Origin of the sequence: Geobacillus thermodenitrificans subsp. thermodenitrificans DSM 465, from assembly GCF_000496575.1 — a bacterium.
GTDB classification, from domain to species: Bacteria; Bacillota; Bacilli; order Bacillales; family Anoxybacillaceae; genus Geobacillus; species Geobacillus thermodenitrificans.
The window spans coordinates 40,465-57,064 of sequence record NZ_AYKT01000001.1 but is presented as its reverse complement, the minus strand read 5'-3'; the positions used below and the strand labels follow the sequence as shown (position 1 = coordinate 57,064).

At 47.5% G+C, this 16,600-nt stretch carries 15 protein-coding genes and 1 pseudogene; 2 read left to right on the top strand and 14 right to left on the bottom strand.

The window, feature by feature from the left end; genetic code table 11:
- Positions 1-24 precede the first annotated feature (24 nt).
- Positions 25-516 carry a methylated-DNA--[protein]-cysteine S-methyltransferase gene (locus DSM465_RS0100305; RefSeq protein WP_029760359.1) on the bottom strand — a complete coding sequence of 164 codons (492 nt, stop codon included), beginning with the start codon at positions 514-516 and terminating at the stop codon, positions 25-27.
- Positions 506-2,722, bottom strand: a complete 2,217-nt coding sequence (locus DSM465_RS0100300; protein WP_029760358.1) for a PAS domain-containing sensor histidine kinase — start codon at positions 2,720-2,722, stop codon at positions 506-508. Before DSM465_RS0100300 ends, DSM465_RS0100305 begins: the two co-directional genes overlap by 11 nt.
- Before the next feature lie 193 nt (positions 2,723-2,915).
- Here DSM465_RS0100300 and DSM465_RS0100295 point away from each other — a divergent pair, with 193 nt between their 5' ends.
- Entirely contained in the window at positions 2,916-4,688 is a 1,773-nt protein-coding gene (locus tag DSM465_RS0100295) for a B12-binding domain-containing radical SAM protein (RefSeq protein WP_029760357.1), read from the top strand.
- Positions 4,689-5,077: 389 nt separating this feature from the next.
- Here the strand turns inward: DSM465_RS0100295 and DSM465_RS19505 are convergent, their stop codons facing one another.
- From DSM465_RS19505 to DSM465_RS0100250, 8 genes are all read right to left on the bottom strand, one after another.
- Positions 5,078-5,230 (bottom strand): hypothetical protein, encoded by a 153-nt coding sequence (locus DSM465_RS19505; protein ID WP_008878850.1) that lies wholly within the window; start codon positions 5,228-5,230, stop codon positions 5,078-5,080.
- On the bottom strand, positions 5,223-5,390 hold the full coding sequence (locus DSM465_RS19500) for a hypothetical protein (protein WP_029760356.1): 168 nt from the start codon (positions 5,388-5,390) through the stop codon (positions 5,223-5,225). The genes DSM465_RS19505 and DSM465_RS19500 overlap by 8 nt, the downstream gene beginning before the upstream one ends.
- Positions 5,390-5,542 (bottom strand): hypothetical protein, encoded by a 153-nt coding sequence (locus DSM465_RS19495; protein ID WP_008878852.1) that lies wholly within the window; start codon positions 5,540-5,542, stop codon positions 5,390-5,392. The genes DSM465_RS19500 and DSM465_RS19495 overlap by 1 nt, the downstream gene beginning before the upstream one ends.
- Positions 5,543-5,989: 447 nt before the next feature.
- A complete protein-coding gene (locus DSM465_RS0100270; protein WP_008878853.1) occupies positions 5,990-6,817 on the bottom strand; it encodes a carbohydrate ABC transporter permease in 828 nt (275 codons plus the stop codon).
- Between the two features lie 14 nt (positions 6,818-6,831).
- A complete protein-coding gene (locus DSM465_RS0100265; RefSeq protein ID WP_008878854.1) occupies positions 6,832-7,731 on the bottom strand; it encodes a carbohydrate ABC transporter permease in 900 nt (299 codons plus the stop codon).
- A 125-nt stretch (positions 7,732-7,856) separates the two neighbouring features.
- Positions 7,857-9,122, bottom strand: a complete 1,266-nt coding sequence (locus DSM465_RS0100260; protein WP_008878855.1) for an ABC transporter substrate-binding protein — start codon at positions 9,120-9,122, stop codon at positions 7,857-7,859.
- Positions 9,123-9,182: 60 nt separating this feature from the next.
- A complete protein-coding gene (locus DSM465_RS0100255) occupies positions 9,183-11,279 on the bottom strand; it encodes an amylo-alpha-1,6-glucosidase (RefSeq protein WP_029760355.1) in 2,097 nt (698 codons plus the stop codon).
- Positions 11,280-11,462: 183 nt separating this feature from the next.
- Entirely contained in the window at positions 11,463-12,479 is a 1,017-nt protein-coding gene (locus DSM465_RS0100250) for a LacI family DNA-binding transcriptional regulator (protein WP_008878857.1), read from the bottom strand.
- A gap of 177 nt (positions 12,480-12,656) precedes the next feature.
- Between DSM465_RS0100250 and DSM465_RS0100245 the strand changes: the two genes are divergently transcribed.
- Positions 12,657-12,857: an alpha/beta-type small acid-soluble spore protein gene (locus DSM465_RS0100245; RefSeq protein ID WP_029760354.1), complete on the top strand. Its 201-nt coding sequence runs from the start codon at positions 12,657-12,659 to the stop codon at positions 12,855-12,857.
- Between the two features lie 12 nt (positions 12,858-12,869).
- On the opposite strand, the pseudogene DSM465_RS19765 reads toward DSM465_RS0100245, so the two are convergent.
- From DSM465_RS19765 to DSM465_RS0100230, 4 genes and pseudogenes are all read right to left on the bottom strand, one after another.
- Positions 12,870-13,891 (bottom strand): annotated as a pseudogene (locus DSM465_RS19765) (anti-sigma-I factor RsgI family protein).
- Complete coding sequence (locus DSM465_RS19755) at positions 13,875-14,141, bottom strand: anti-sigma factor domain-containing protein (protein WP_236620384.1); 267 nt, start codon at positions 14,139-14,141, stop codon at positions 13,875-13,877. Before DSM465_RS19755 ends, DSM465_RS19765 begins: the two are co-directional and overlap by 17 nt.
- Positions 14,138-14,878, bottom strand: a complete 741-nt coding sequence (gene sigI / locus DSM465_RS0100235; protein WP_008878860.1) for an RNA polymerase sigma factor SigI — start codon at positions 14,876-14,878, stop codon at positions 14,138-14,140. Before sigI ends, DSM465_RS19755 begins: the two co-directional genes overlap by 4 nt.
- A 301-nt stretch (positions 14,879-15,179) precedes the next feature.
- Complete coding sequence (locus tag DSM465_RS0100230; protein ID WP_029760352.1) at positions 15,180-16,595, bottom strand: amino acid permease; 1,416 nt, start codon at positions 16,593-16,595, stop codon at positions 15,180-15,182.
- Positions 16,596-16,600 lie beyond the last annotated feature (5 nt).

Here is a 16,600-nt window from a genome sequence, read left to right as displayed (position 1 = left end):
TGCTTCATCCCCGGCCCTTCCGCCCTATTTACAGCGCCGCTCCAGCTCCAATAGCTTCGCTTTCACATCGGTGCGGCTTCCAGCATAGCCTGTCAAGGCGCCGTTTTTGCCGATCACACGATGGCACGGAACAACAATGGCTAGTTCATTCGCCCGATTCGCCTGTCCGACGGCGCGTACCGCTTTCGGGCGACCAATCTGCATCGCAATATCGGCGTATGTCGCCGTTTCTCCATATGGAATGCGACAAAGCGCCGTCCACACCTCCTGTTGGAAAACCGTCCCATGCCATTTAACTGGAAAATCAAACGTTTGGCGGCGACCGTGGAAATATTCATCCAACTGTGCAAGCGCGCGTTCAAGAAGCGGTGACCGGCTTTCTACAACCGGATGCTCGCTTGCAAACGCGCGCCATTCTTCCGGAAACAGTTCGACTTTCACAATCGCGTCGCCATCAGAAGCAATATAGATATCGCCGAGCAACTCTGAACGGTATACCGCATAGTCAATTGTCATCGTTATCCTCTCTTTCCGTTCGTTCGATCGGCAGCGTAATATGAAATGTCGTGCCGACGCCAACTTCGCTTTCGACGTCAATTTTCCCTCGGTGTTCTTCAATAATTTTATAGCTGACCATCAAGCCGAGTCCAGTGCCGCGCTCTTTTGTCGTATAAAACGGCTCACCGAGCTTTTTAATTTTATCTTTCGGAATACCGCACCCTTGGTCGGTGATTGAAATGCGCACATGACGTCCAGTACGGGTGATGCGCACCGTAATGTCCCCGCCCTTCGGCATCACTTCAATGGCGTTTTTCAAAATATTGATAAACACTTGCTTCAACTGGTTCGGCTCGCAATACACCGGCGGCAGACCGCGCTCGAAATCGGCAATGATTTGCACATTATGCATCATCGCCTGAGCGCTGATTAAATCGATCGTATCCTGCATAATTTTGCAAATGTCATTTTGCTTGTATTGCACCGCCTGGGGTTTGGCCAAGACGAGAAACTCGGTGATGATTGACTCGATCCGCTTCAATTCCGACATAATGACATTAAAATACATCGAATAATCGCCGCCAACGCTTCCTTGCAACAGTTGGATAAAGCCTTTTAATGCCGTCATCGGATTGCGGATTTCGTGAGCGATGCCCGCAGCCAATTCACCAACAACATTGAGCGTATCCGATTTGCGCAGCTGCAGCTCCATTTCTTTACGCTCTGTGACATCGCGAAATCTCATCATCCCTACGCCAGGAATGACTTCTTTTTTCAATGAAAACTCAACGATTTTCCCTTTTCCTTCATCGGAAAATTCAACTTCCCCACTCGCCTCGCCTGCACGTTCACATTGTACAAAGAGCTTATTCAGCTGGCGGCGCGCCCGCTCTGGAACAAGTTCCATCACCGTTTGACCGAGCAACGCTTCTTTTGTGGCGGAAAAAAATTCGCAGGCAATTGGATTAGCGTCAATGATGCGATGCTTCTCATCCCATAACAAAATGCCGTCCATCGCATGGTCGAAAATGCTGCGGAACTTTTGCTCACTTTCACGCAGCTCGCGCTCGATTTTCCGCCGCTCGCTCACATTGCGGAAAATCGTCAAATGATAGCCGTCGATCGCCCCTTTTTTCATCGTAAACTCAAGCTGCTTATCCTCACCGTTCGGCATATGGAACGTTAATTCATCGCGAATTTCTCCTTTGCGCCGGAACTCGCTGAAAATGCGCTTCACCTTTTCATCCCCATATTGCACAAAATCAAGCAAATTGCGGCGTACAAGCAAGTTCAAAGGCAGCTCAAACGTCCGGCTCGCCGCTGGATTGGCGTTGAGTATGTAACCGAAATCGTCCCAAATGATAATCGCTTCATGCGCTTGCTCGAAAATGGCCCGGAATCGTTCTTCACTTTTTTGCAATTTAATCTCCATGTTTTTCCGTTCAGTCACATCGCGCATAATGGCCATGTAAAAGCCGCTGTAAACGTTCGACGTCGCCGTCAGCTCAAACATTTTCACCGTTCCGTCAAGGCGAACCAACGACAGCTCGCCTTTGGCCGTTCCTTTTTCCTTCACTTCCGACAACAGACGGGCAAACTCATCAGCACATTCGCGGGCAACAAACTGCTGAAACGACAAATTCAGCAGCTTTCCTTTTTCCAAATTCAAGCTCATTGAAAATGCCGGATTGACGTCGATAAACCGACCGAACTCATCGAAAATGACGATGCCATCGACCGCTCGGTTAAAGACGTCTCGAAACAAAAATTCATGAATGATTCGCTCGCGCTCAAGCGCCTTATGAGCCGAAACGTCGCGCATCATCACCAAATCAAATTCGTTAAAGACATCCTTTTTCATCGAAAATTCAACATGTTTCACCTTGTCATCCGGCAACTTGATGAGCAATTCATCGCTAAACGAACCGAACTTTTGCAGCATGGAGCGCTGAAACAACAAAATATCCGGCGGAACGAGCTCTAAAAATGAAGAGAAGGAACGACCAATCAAGTCAAACTTGTCCATTTCAAACAGCTTGCACGCTGCTTCGTTCACATCGACAAACTCGCCGTTTTTATTTAAAATGACAATCGCATCAAGCGACCTCTCAAAAATGATCGAATAGCTGTTCAACCGTTCTTTTAAGCGTCGGTTTTCCTCTTCAAGCAACCGCACATCTGGTGTCGAATTTTGTTCTTCACGGGGAGAAAGGCTTTGGGCCATATTGATCTCTCCTTGTCCATTGAAACCATATCAACTAATATATATTCTATGTGGAAAAATTTACTCCTTCCTCCATTCACGAAGATTTTTCAAAAATCTTTTCCTCAATGTTCGACAAGTTTTTTCTTCTTTTTCATTTGGCTAAACTGCATTATAATGTGGGGTTAGTACGATGAAAAGGAGTTTTGCTACGATGAACGTTGTCTGTACGACATTAAATGCCAAATACATTCATATGAATTTAGCCATTCGCTATTTAAAAGCATACGCCCAGCCGGAGTTTGACGTCAAGCTTGTTGAATATACGATTAAAGACCCAGCGATGAACATCGTTGCTGATTTGTATCAGCAACAACCGGATGTCGTCGGCTTCAGCTGTTACATTTGGAACATTGAAGAAACGATCAAAGTCGTAAAAATGTTAAAAAAAGTGGCGCCGGACGTGACGATCGTCGTTGGTGGGCCGGAAGTGTCTTATGATGTGCGCGAATGGATGGAGCGAGTGCCGGAATTCGATTTTATCGTCATCGGTGAAGGAGAAGAAACGTTTAAACAGCTGCTGTTCGCCTTAAACGGCGATGGGAACGTGAGCGATGTCGCTGGGCTGGCGTTTCGTGACGGAGATCGCATCGTCGTCAACCCGCAACGGAACAAAATCCGCCTTGCCGACATGCCGTCGCCGTTTCGCTTTCCCGAAGATCTTCCGCATCTTCCGAACCGGATCGTTTATGTCGAGACAAGCCGCGGCTGCCCGTTCAGCTGCCAATTTTGCCTGTCGTCCATCGAGGTTGGTGTCCGCTATTTTGACCGCGAAAAAATCAAAGATGACTTGCGTTATTTAATGCAGCACGGGGCGCGGACGATCAAGTTTGTCGATCGGACGTTCAACATCAGCCGCAGCTATGCGATGGATATGTTCCGCTTTTTAATTGACGAGCACGTGCCGGGGACGGTGTTTCAGTTTGAAATTACCGCCGACATTATGCGTCCTGAGGTGATCGAGTTTTTAAACAACGAGGCACCACCGGGGCTATTCCGCTTTGAAATCGGCGTTCAGTCAACGAACGATGAAGTGAACCGTCTCATCATGCGCAAACAAAACTTCGCGAAACTGTCGCGGACGGTGACGATGATTAAAGAAGGAGGGAAAATTACCCAGCACTTAGATTTGATCGCCGGGCTGCCGGAAGAAGATTACGACTCGTTTCGGAAGACGTTCAATGACGTATTCGCCCTCCGTCCGGAAGAACTGCAGCTTGGGTTTTTGAAACTGCTGCGCGGCACTGGGTTGCGCCTGCGCGCCCATGAATACGGCTATGTATATATGGATCATGCGCCGTATGAAGTGCTTCGCAACAATGTTTTGTCTTTTGATGACGTCATCCGCATCAAGCAAGTAGAAGATGTGCTCGAAAAGTATTGGAACGCCCATCGGATGGATGAAACGATCGAATATTTAGTAACCGACGTCTTCCCGTCACCGTTTGACTTCTTCCAGCAGTTTGGAACATATTGGGATGAACGCGGCTGGGCGCGCATCGGTCATCAGTTAGAAGACTTGTTCCGCCGCCTCTATGAGTTTTTACGTACATCGGTACCAGACGCCTTGCCTGTCGCCGAATCGCTCATGAAATACGACTACTTGCGCAATCAAAAATATAAGCCGCGCAAGCCGTGGTGGGACGAAAAAACAGAGAAAACGACGCGCACAGCCGTCTACCGGACGTTGCTTGAGCGCCCTGAGGTGCTCGGGGCGGACTTCGCCGCCCTTGGGCTCGGAGAAAAAGAGCTGTTTAAACATACGGTCGTTGAAATCGTGCCGGTCGATGTCGGCCTCTACATTTCTAAAAGGCAGCTTTCGTTTACGCCAACCGTTATCGTCGCCTACTTTGACCCGTCCGGTGCCGGTGCGACCATGTTTTCCGTGCCGCTTTCCTCATTGTCGGCTTCTTTCACGTCGGCTTAAACCGGAGGAACTAAACGGCCCTTGGCTTCATTTCATACCATTCCGTCTGCCCATCAAAAACGGCAGACAGTGAACAGGCACTGACAATCCTTCGTTTCCGTACGGCTCCGGGGGATGTCAGTGCCTTTCTTTGTCATTGAACCAGTTCCTCCCTATACTCGCCCCAAGAAGTAGACGTTTTCTCGGTTCAAGATGATAAAAAGAGGACGAATCGTTTTCCTTACTCGAAATAGGTGAGGTCGCATCTCACTATCGTTGTTGCTGCTTTACCACGTTCAATCAACTCATAAACAGAAGTTGCCCATGATCGCAAATGAAAAAAGAGCGCCGGTACCGGCGCTCTTCTTTTTCCCTTGTCCCGCTGTAAAAGCAGCTGACAGACAGCCTCTTCATCGTGACGTCTCTTCCTTTTTTGTTTCCTTTTTCTTCGCCTGTTTTTGCTCTTCCATGAGCCAAATGGGCTGATGAGCAGCAAAATCGCCCCATTCAAACGCCATTTCTTCATTTCGTTGGGCAGGCCGCCCCTTTTGCTCTTTACCCATCGCCGCCTCCTTGGCGTCCTTTTTTCGAATTGCGATTCGCACCGCGAATCATGTCTTCTTCGCCGGCGTATTGCGCGGCAAATTCTGTATCTGGCAAGCTTTCAGTCGGCGTTTTATTATTGTTTTTCGCTGCGTCAAATTTCACTTTCCGTTTCACCATCATTTCGTTCTCCCTTCGTCCATCGTTTTCCGTTGATAAGCGACAAGCACAATTTCTTCTCCCGTCTCTTCGCGCAGCCGCTGTTCCAGTTGTTGCAACTGGCGAAGCGTCCCGTCATGGAGACGGGCAACCGGGAATGAGATGTCAGTCACATCGATCCTCCTTCCACATTTTTTCTTATCGTGCCTCGGCCAAGCATGCTTTATGCACCACCACGGCTTCAGCACGGCTTTCATGCCGCTGTCTTTCTTTTCATCAACCATTTTTCACATGTTCGGATTTGGTTTTCGTTTGCCCGTGACATCTTCACTGCCTTGGCATGTTACGGTTTTCCTTTTCTTTCCCTTCGGCGGTTTCAGGATGAATGAATCCACCAACAAACGCAGCCGTCCATCCCCGTCCTCTCCGCCTATCTTGGCAGCCACATCGTCCATTCCATCGCTTTATTTCCTTTCCTGATGAAATTTATATAATGCTCGTCTTTTCAACGCATATGATGCATGAAAAAAAGCTGTCGGCAAAGGCCAAGGAAACCTTTGCCGACAGCCCTATACGCGAACCCTTCTTTCTTCAATGTGCGCACGGAAGCAAAACCATTCTTATTTCCCGCCCGTAAACGAAATTCCTTTGATGAAATACCGATTGAAAAACGCATAAATGACCAACACCGGCAACGTAAATACCATCGAGGCAGCCATGATGTAGTTCCAATAGCTGATGTATTGTCCTTTGAAGCTGTTCAGGCCAAGCGGCAATGTAAACAATTGCGGATCGGACAAAATAATAAGCGGACGCATAAAATCATTCCACGAGCCCATAAAGACGAAAATAGCCTGAGCCGCCAGTGCCGGGCGAGCAAGCGGCAGCACGATCCGGAAAAAGATCCCGAACCGGCCAAGCCCATCAAGCTCCGCTGCCTCTTCCAATTCCTTCGGGAAATTGATAAAAAACTGCCGCATCATGAAAATAAAAGTAGCGTTAATCATCGTCGGCACGATCATTCCTTGATACGAGTTTAACCAGCCGAGCTGTTTTAAAATCAAATAGTTTGGAATCATCGTCACTTGGGCGGGAATCATTAAGACAGCTAAAATGATCAAAAACAGCGGTTTTCTCCCAGGAAACTGCAGCCGCGCTAAGGCATAGCCAGCCATGGAATTAAACAATAAATTGAGTATGGTCACTGCCACGGCGATGATGACACTGTTTAACAACCAACGTGGGAATAGATCCTGCTCAACAAAAATTTGCTTGTAATTATCCAGCGTGAACTGTTTTGGAACAAACGACATGGTTCCACTGACAATTTCCTCAAGCGTCTTAAACGAGGAAGACAGCGCCCATAAAAACGGAATCAGCGTAATGATCGCATACATAACAAGTACAACATACAGCAGCGCTTTCCCAATTCCTATTTTTCTTTTCATTCGTCCTCAACTCCTTAATAAAGGGACTCCTCTTTCGATAGCTTCCGCTGGATTAATGTCGCGATTAAAATAATGATGGCCAACGCAAATGCCAACGCAGCAGCGTATCCCATCGTTCCTAACGTTTTAAACGCATATTGGTAAATAAGAAGCACAACAGTTAACGTAGAATTGTTCGGCCCACCAGAACCGGCTGAGAAAATGTACGATTGATCAAACAATTGGAAAGTACCGATCAGCCCCATAACCACAACAAACGATGTGACCGGGCGCAAATACGGAACAGTGATGTGCCAAAACTTCTGCCAAGCGTTGGCCCCGTCTAATTCGGCTGCTTCGTACAAGGAATCTGGAATATCTTGCAATGCCGCCAAATAAATGACCATAAAGTACGGGGCCGTTGACCAAATGTTCATGATCATGATCGCATTTAAAGCGACGTCCGGATCGCCGAGCCAATTGTACGTCGGCAACCCAACCGCTTCAAGCACATGGTTAATGAAGCCGTTTTGGTTGTACATCCACATGAAAATAAGGGTCAATACTGCTGAAGAAGTCAGGGTCGGTAAAAAGTAAACGATGCGGAAAAATTTTTGCCCTTTCAACCCGGCGTTTAAAGTAGCGGCTAACACAAGCGCTAAAATCGTTTGACACGGAACGACAATCGCTACATATTTCAGCGTGTTCCATAGCGCGATTTTCGCCCTCGTATCGTTAGCTATGCGGGCGAAGTTATCGAGTCCGACGAACTCGAACGATGTCGTTCCTAACAATTGCACTTTATGAAATGCCAAAAAAACTGCGAACACGATCGGGCCGATAATGAATAAAAGAAGCACAAATAAAGCCGGAGATAACAGAAAATAAGCCGATCCTGTTTCCCGCCACATTTTTTTCGTGAATGTCTGCTTCATCCTTTTTCATCCCCTTGCAATCGAATCGCTATTCCCCTCTTTCTAACGCGGCCACAAAGCCGCTGTTAGAAAGAAAGGAACAGCTCTCCGGCAGAAGCTGTTTTCCGCCGGAGGCTTTTTTTCATTTATTGACTTTCGATTTCGCTGTTCGCCGTTTTTTCTGCTTCTTTCAATGCATCAGCAAGCGGGCGCTCCCCTAAGAAAGCACTGACAAACTGGTTGTTGAAGTTATTCACAATAATCGGTAAATTCGTTCCATTTTGCCATACAGTAGCGTATGGTGCTCCGGCCACTAATGCCGCCCGCAACGGATCTTTATCAAATCCAAGTTCAGCAGCGACCGATTTACGCGTCGGCAAAGCGTATCCCTTGCTTGTCCACGTTTTCATTCCTTCTTTCCCGGTCAAATAGGAGATGAGTTTCCAAGCTGCTTCTTTCTTTTGTGAATCTTTATTCATCACATAGGCTACCGTATACGCCATCGTTGCTTTTTTGCCGTTGATCGTCGGGAGTTCCGCCGTTCCGAATTCTAAGTTCGGGAATGTATCTTGCAAAAACGGAATCGCCCAGTTTCCTTCAATGACCATAGCAGCCTTACCTTGGCCGAACATCTCGCCGCCCCATGTTGCTCCGACTTCGTTCGGCTGAGCTGCCGTTTTATCTTTCAAGTGCATATCAACGATCGGTTGGAGCGCATCGACAACCTTAGAATCAGCAAAACTTGCTTTGTTGTCCGTGACGACTTTGCCACCTTTCGACTCAGCAATGTAGTATAAACGAGCCAATTCCGGAGCAACGCCAAACCCATATACGTCTTTTCCTTTCGTCAGCTTTTTCGCTGCTTCTCTCAGCTCATCCCACGTTTTTGGCACTTCGACGCCTGCTTCTTCTAACATTTTTTTATTGTAAAACAAGGCTAACGTCGAATAATCTTTCGGGAATCCGTAAATTTTGCCGTCTTCCCCCTTAAATGCATCGAGCATCGGCTTTTCAAAATCGTCAATATCAAACTCATCGGTCACATATTCGTCGAGCGGTTCGAGCGCTCCTGTTTCAATTAATGCCGGCGCTTCAAACGCATCGAGATAAAACACATCTGGCCCTTGTCCTCCCGATAAACGGGTTTTAATGACATCCATATACTGATCGGCGATCACTTCATATTTGACTTTAATATCAGGGTGTTTTTTCTCAAAATCATCAATCGTTTGCTGCAACAACTTTTGCTCGCTTGGGTTGCCACCCCAGCCAGCCAATGTCACTTCCACCTTTTCTCCTTGCTTGTTCCCCCCGTTTGCCTGCTCACTTTTTTCGCCTCCGCATCCGGCCAAAAGACTGCCAAACAGTAGCGTCGCAATGCCTAGCGTTGCCATCCACTTTGTTTTCCCCATGTAAGCAACCCCCTAAAAAATGGTTTATATTCACAGGGAAAGAAGCTTCTTTCCCTGTTGTTAACGAATAACAATATCCCAGCCTGTCGTATTTTCATCGATTTGGACGTTGAACGTTTCCTTCTCACGCATAACGGTCAATGACAACCGTCCGCCGCCGATCGAGATGTTTTCCACCCGCAACATGTTCATCGTATCAAGCAGCATCGGCGACAAATAAATTTTCTTTTCGAGCGCATTTGGGAACAATCCTAGTAAAGCCTGAATAAACACTAACGGTGTTCCGGCCGCCCATGCCTGCGGCGAGCAGGCGACCGGATAGCGAACCGGCTTCCCAGCCGAGCTTCCATATCCACAAAACAGCTCTGGAAGCCGATCATATTCAAAGTAGTTCGCCGCCTCCGTCAACCCTTGAATTACGGTCTTCGCCTCATGCTGCTTGCCTAGCTTACTGAGTCCAAGCAAAATCAAGCTGTTGTCATGCGGCCATACGCTTCCGTTATGATAACTGATCGGATTGTATCCGGCTTCGCCTTCTCCCATCGTCCGAATTCCATAGCCTGAAAACATCTTCTTAGATAAAAGCATCCGGACAACCGCCTCGGCCCGCTCTTCATTCAGCATTCCCGACAACAGCACGTGTCCAGGGTTTGACGTCACCGTACCAACTTGTTCTTTCTTTTCGTCTAAAGCAATGGCGTAAAATTGCACATCTTCCATCCAAAACTGCTCGTCAAACCGCTCTTTCAACGCTTTCGCCTGATGACGCAACTCTTTAGCCCGCTCGAGTTCGCCGAGATGCTCGAAAATATCAGCAAGCGCTGTTTTTGCTTGGTATACATACCCTTGTACTTCAACAAGGGCAATCGGTGAGCGAGCGTATTCACCGTTTCGGTGGACAATCGAGTCCCCCGAATCTTTCCACCCTTGGTTAGCAATCCCTTTGCTCGATTGCTGATGATACTCAACAAACAAATCCCCGTCGCGGTCACCGTACTGATCAATCCAAGCGAGCGCTGCCTCAATATGTTCACGCAGTTGACCGACAAGAGCAAAATCTCCCGTCCATTTTACATACTCGGCCAGCAACACTAAAAACAGTGGTGTAGCATCAATCGTTCCATAGTAAGGGGTAAACGGAATTTGATTCGTATTAGCCAGCTCGCCAAACCGAATTTCATGCATGATTTTTCCCGGTTGCTCGTCCCGCCATGGATCATTCTTTTTCCCTTGATATCGGGCCATCGTCAGCAACGTTCCCTTGGCGACCTCATGGTTGAACGGCAAAAGCTGCAGTGCTGCGATCAGGCTATCACGGCCAAACGGGACGCCAAACCACGGCAACCCAGCCACAGGAAACTGTCCGTATCCTAAATCGGTCAACAGCACTCGCAAATCGGCGATTCCACGGCGTACCAAGCGGTCAAGACGGTGATCATCCGTTGTGATTTTCGCTGTTTTTTCCTCCCAGCGGCAGTATGATTCTTTTAGGCGGCAAAATGCCTCCTCCAATGGAACAGGTTGTTTCCTTTCCTCCCCGCCGACATGTGGCGTAATGGTAAAGGTGACCGTTTGCTCTTCTCCATGCTGGAGATGAAAATGAAACAAAATTTCCCCGTGCTCAAACACTGCCTTTTCTGGCCGATCCCAGGCGACTTGTGTCGACCGCTTGATCCCGTCAGCTCCTACATAGCCAAACGTTAACGTGCGATCGCCGATCGTCTGCCCCGTCCGCTTTCCAACTTCCCCGCTCTGAAACCCGCGGACGATAAACATGTCAGCAAAATCAGCATCCATATGTACACTGATTTCAAACTGTACCGGCTTTGGATGATAGCTTCTTAGTTTCATCGTTTCATAGAGAACGTTACCATATATGAAGCGCTTTCGCTCAATTTCAACTGATTCCCGCCATAATACCAATTCCCCGTTTTCCTCTATATGCGGGTTCGTCAATAAAATCGTGGCAACATAATTTTCCGCAGCGTCGGACGACAGCAAAACCGGCTTTTTCCCGTTAATGCGTAAATCCCATTTGCTTAAAAAACGAGTGTCTTTCGTGTATAAACCTAGTCCGTACGGATGGTGCTCCGGAATATTCCCCTCACGGTCTGTTAATAAAAATAAATCATTTTCCTTAATCACACGGTAATCCATCTTGCTTCCTCCCGTTGATGTTTTCTACTTTCTATCATCCCGAAAACGTTTCGGGAATAAATAAAAAGGAAATGGTTTAGAAAGCGTTTTAATTAATGGATCTATTCCCTTTTTTATCCGAAACGTTTTCGGTTTTTCGCAAAAAAAATCTTTTCCCTCCTTCCGTCACCAATAACACGGCGACTACTTGATTCCCTTGACTGTCGATTCCCGAGCTTTTAGCTCCGTTTGTAAAATTTTGATATGCGAATCCGCCTTTCCTTCCAGCATAGCGATGAGCAACTTGGCAGCTTCATACCCCATAGCGAACTTATCCTGTGCGATGGTTGACAGCGAAGGCGAGGAATATGAGGCTAAAATAATGTCGTCATAACCGATGACCGCAACATCATCCGGCACTCGCTTTCCAAGCCGTTTTACTGCTTTAATCACGCCTAGCGCCATTAAATCGCTGGCGCAAAAGAACGCCGTTATTTCTGGGTAGTGTTGAAGCAGCCTCAACGCTTCCTGCTCAGCAATTTCTTCACGAAACGCCCCATTGGCAATCCAGTATTCCCGCACCGGCAACCCAGCTTCAAGCAGGGCCTCCTTGAATCCTTTCAATCGCTGTTCGCTCACAAAAGCGTATTCATAGCCGTTAATCATAGCAATTCGTTTATGGCCGAGTTCAATTAAATGGCGCACCGCCTTTTTCGCCCCAAGTACATTATCTGTTGTGACATAACCAACCGTCCGCGACTCGATTGGAATATCGATTAAAACGCACGGAATATCGCTCTCCACGACCTCGTGCAAGTATGGGTCATCGGTGCGAATCCCCTGCAAAATCGCTCCGTCGACACGGCGCTCCCGGCAAAGTTGGGTGTACGTTTTTTCCCGCTGTTTCGTCGATGTCGTACTGAACAGCACCATATCATAATCGACTTCACTGACATATTCGTTGACACCTGCTAGCACCTCAAACGTAAAATTGTCCTTGGCGCTTTCCTTCGTCAGTCCGGAAACGAGCAATCCGATCGTTTTCGATTTATTCATCACAAGCCCGCGTGCGAGCGTATTCGGGATGTAGTTTAGTTGCCTAGCGATATCAATGATCTTTTGTCTCGTGTTTTCATTCACATCGGAATAACCGTTTAACGCACGTGAAACGGTAGTAATCGAAACTCCTGCCGCTTTGGCAATATCTTTAATCGTTGTCACTGCTATTCCTCCAAAACGTTTCGGATCCTGTTGTTAATTTTATTATAACCGCGAACCGAAAACGTTTGCAATATTTTTTTCACAACAAATCCTCCCTTTAATTGCCACCTATAGCCCACTAACGGTTTGCTCATACTAATGATGCCACACTTAAACATGACAAAGGAGGCAAGAATGATGGCACGTGGAAGCAACAAACTGCTTGTTCCAGGCATTGAACAAGCATTGGAACAAATTAAATACGAAATCGCTCAAGAATTTGGCGTACAGCTCGGGGCTGGCACTGTTTCGCGCGCCAACGGTTCCGTCGGCGGGGAAATTACAAAACGGCTTGTTGCTCAAGCCCAAAGCCAGCTGGCAGGCCGAAAAACAGAATAAAGCCGAGCGTCATCACTCGACTTTTTTCATTTTGGAATCTATGCTTTTCGGTTGGCGGTGAACGTTCGCCAGCTTGTGGCGATCTTTGTTGTCGTTGCGATCCTGCTGGCTATTCACCGCCTTTTTGTTTGCATGATGATCGCCCGGCCGCGACGGACGGGCGTTTTCATAGTTTTTCCCTTTCAAAGAAATTTCTTTATCAGAAGGGGAACTGTTTTTCCCTTTCAGAGAAATTTCTTCGCCCGAAGGGGAACTATGTTTTTCTAAGCCGGAGTTTTTCCACTCGTGTGGCGGCTGTTTTTCTTTTTTCTGTTGATTTGCTTTCTGTTCGCTATGCCTCTGTTTCATTTGCGGCAGTTGCTCTAGTTTTTGTCCTTTTAGTGACAACGCTTCCTTTTCCTTCTTTCCGCCTTGTTCTTTCTCTTTGCTCGACTTGGCGTATTCGTTCTTTGCTACTCGCCCTTTCTCTTTATTCGGCTTAGCGGATTCCTTCTTTCCGTCCTGTTGCTTTTCTTTGTTCGACTTAGTAGATTCCTTCTTTCCACCTTGCCCTTTCTCCTTGTTCGACGTAGCGGATTCTTTCTTTCCGACTTCCTCTTTCTCTTTATTCGGCTTGGCGGATGTGGACGAAGACGGTTTTGCTTTTTTCTGGATTTGCAATAGTTTCCCGGTTGTCATTCCTTGTTTTGCCGCTCGGTTGCGCACTTCCATCGTGCTGTTCACCGTTGTGATAACGATCCGTTCGTTCGCTACCGACCGCTGGATTTCAGCGAGTTCAGCGGACAACTTCCGAGCCGAAGAATCGTTATGCTCTTTCTCTACTGTTGCAATAAGCACTTCTCCGCCTTCCTTTAAATATCCCTTTTTTCGCTTAATTCAATGATTTGTTTCGCCACAGCAGAAAACGGCTCATGTTTCCATGAAGTGAGCGCTGCGATTACATGTTTCCCTTCTTCATTATACGCCTTTAGTGTCAACACGCGCAGTTCATCGTCGACCCCAGTTTCAATGCTCGGATTAATGTCGATCGACATATATGCGCACACCGCGTCGGAAGGCCATTGAATCCAAGTGATGACAAGCAGGACGGCAGCTGCTAACGCGCTCACCACCGCATATTGAAACGAACGACGGTGAAATAGAAATGTTTTTTTTTACCGCCCTCGCTTCAATCTCTTCTCCAACTTCACAATCTCCTTCCTTTTTTAACCGAAGAAATTCCCCCTCCGGCGTCAACACGGTGACAAACTCTTCGTCCAATTCCAGCACAATCCCCTTCTTCACGATGGTAGCACCCCTTTTATATAGTCCTTCAAGTAAATATAATCGCCCGCCAAAATGACCGCGACCGCAATAATGTATTTTCTGTTTCTCTCTATAGTTTTGCGGCTGACGGACGCCATCGTTTCCAGCTGTTTGATCGGTAGCTGTTTTTTTTGAAACAACAGACCGAGCAAGTCCTCGTTCTCCACAAGCAGCTGGGCTACACGGATGGCATTTAGGCGGGCGTCTTTATGTTTTGGCGAATGTTCAACTAAATCGTGAAAGTGAATGCCGAATTGTTTCAGCACTTGCTGGTAATGGATGATTTCTTCGCGACGCTGCTCCTGTTCGATTTGCTTGTAAAATTCATCGACAGAAAGCTTAGCGTCCAAGTAAGCTTGCGCCGTTTGCTCACCGTCTTCTCTATCCTCCGTATACCATACTGCATCTCGTATTCTCGCCTCTTTCCGAATATAATCGATAAGGCGCCGTTTAATGAGCAGTTCGGCAAATGAGAGGAAGGAGCCTCCTTTATGTGGCGCATATTTTTCAATCGCCTCATTAAAAGCGATCAATCCGATGCTCGCTTCGTCATCTTCTTCATGAATGAATCGCTTGCACACGCCCGAGACCGTTTTAGCGATAAACGGCTTATATTGTTGGATGAGTTCATTGCGCAGCGCTTCATTCCCTTGTTGAATTTCCGCAACCGTCCGTTCAAGCGTTCTCTCTCTTTTTTTTAATAATGTGCCAAACATCGATTTCACCCCGCTTATACAAGACGGACTGACGCTTCCTTATACACTATTTCGTATATCGTAAGGGAAATATGGCCGTCATTCAAGAAAAAAATTATTCCAAGCGGGAGCCTAACGGGATTGAATCGTGAACCTTGTTTATGAGCCTCCCTCTTGTCAAACGGCTGGTTTCCCCCTTTCCACCCCTAGACTTCCTATTTATGGAACACACAATTTCGCTGTCATTCATCCTCTAAGCGAACAAAAAAGGGGCTTTTCCGAACATCTGTTCAGAAAAGCCCTTGCTTTTTTATTTGGCCAATCAGCCAACTTTTTCTTCGCTCTCAGCCGTTTCATTGAGCACGCTATGCTTACGCCCGTAAGCAAAGTAAATCACCAAACCGATTAACAACCAGGAAACAAAACCGATCCATGTCGTTGCTGGGAGCTGAAGAACTAAGTAGCCGCAGAACAAGACCGCTAAAATCGGGACGAACGGCACGAACGGAACACAGAACGCCCGCTTTAAGTCTGGCTGTGTTTTGCGCAAAACGAGAACACCAATTGAAACGGTAATAAAGGCAAAGAGCGTTCCAATGTTCGTCAGTTCCGCCAGTTTGTTCAACGGGATGACACCGGCAAATACCGAAACAGCTGCACCTGTCAGCCATGTGTTAACATACGGTATTTGGCGGGTCGGGCTAATGCGGGCAAATACTTTTGGCAATAAGCCGTCGCGACTGATCGCATAAAAGAGGCGCGTCTGCCCGTAAAGCATGACGAGCAACACCGTCGTAATGCCAGCAATCGCTCCGAGCGAAATAAAGCCAGCGACCCAGTCTTGCTGGATGTAGCTTAATGCGAACGCCACCGGGTTTTTCACGTTCAATTGGTCGTATGGAACGATGCCTGTCAACACGAGCGAAACGGCGATATACAATAACGTGCAAACAAGCAATGAGACGATGATGCCAATTGGCATATTGCGCTGTGGATTGCGCACTTCTTCCGCCGCTGTTGACACCGCATCAAACCCGATATAAGCGAAAAACACCGTCGCGGCTCCGGTCGCAACGCCTGCAAACCCATACGGCATAAACGGCGTCCAGTTTTCTGGCTTAACATACCAAACACCGACCGCCAAGAAAAGCAAGATGACAGCCACTTTTACGAAAACGATAATCGCATTGAAGCGGGCCGATTTTTTCGCGCCCATGTTCAATAAAATCGTAATGAACAAAACAATGAAAATGGCCGGCAAATCGATGATTGTCCCTTTCTCCGGGTCATATGCGCTCGTGAGTGCCTTCGGCAGCTCAATGCCAAACCCAGCAAGCAATCCTTGGAAATAGCCGGACCACCCGGCGGCGACTGCCGATGAAGCAACTCCGTACTCTAAAATCAAATCCCAGCCTAAAATCCAGGCGATCAGTTCACCGAACGCAGCATAACTATATGTGTACGCACTTCCCGAAACCGGTACGGTCGAAGCAAATTCTGCGTAACAAAGCGCTGCGAAGACGCACGCCAACGCAGATAAAGCAAACGAAAGAACGAGCGCTGGACCGGCATGCTCCGCCGCTGCCACCCCGGTCAGGACGAAAATGCCTGTTCCGATAATGGCACCGATGCCAAGCATCGTTAAGTCGAATGCACTTAATTCTTTCCGCAGCGAGGCTCCTTTCGCCCCCGATTCGTTTAAAAGCGCCTGAATCGGTTTTTTACGAAACAAATTCATCAAAT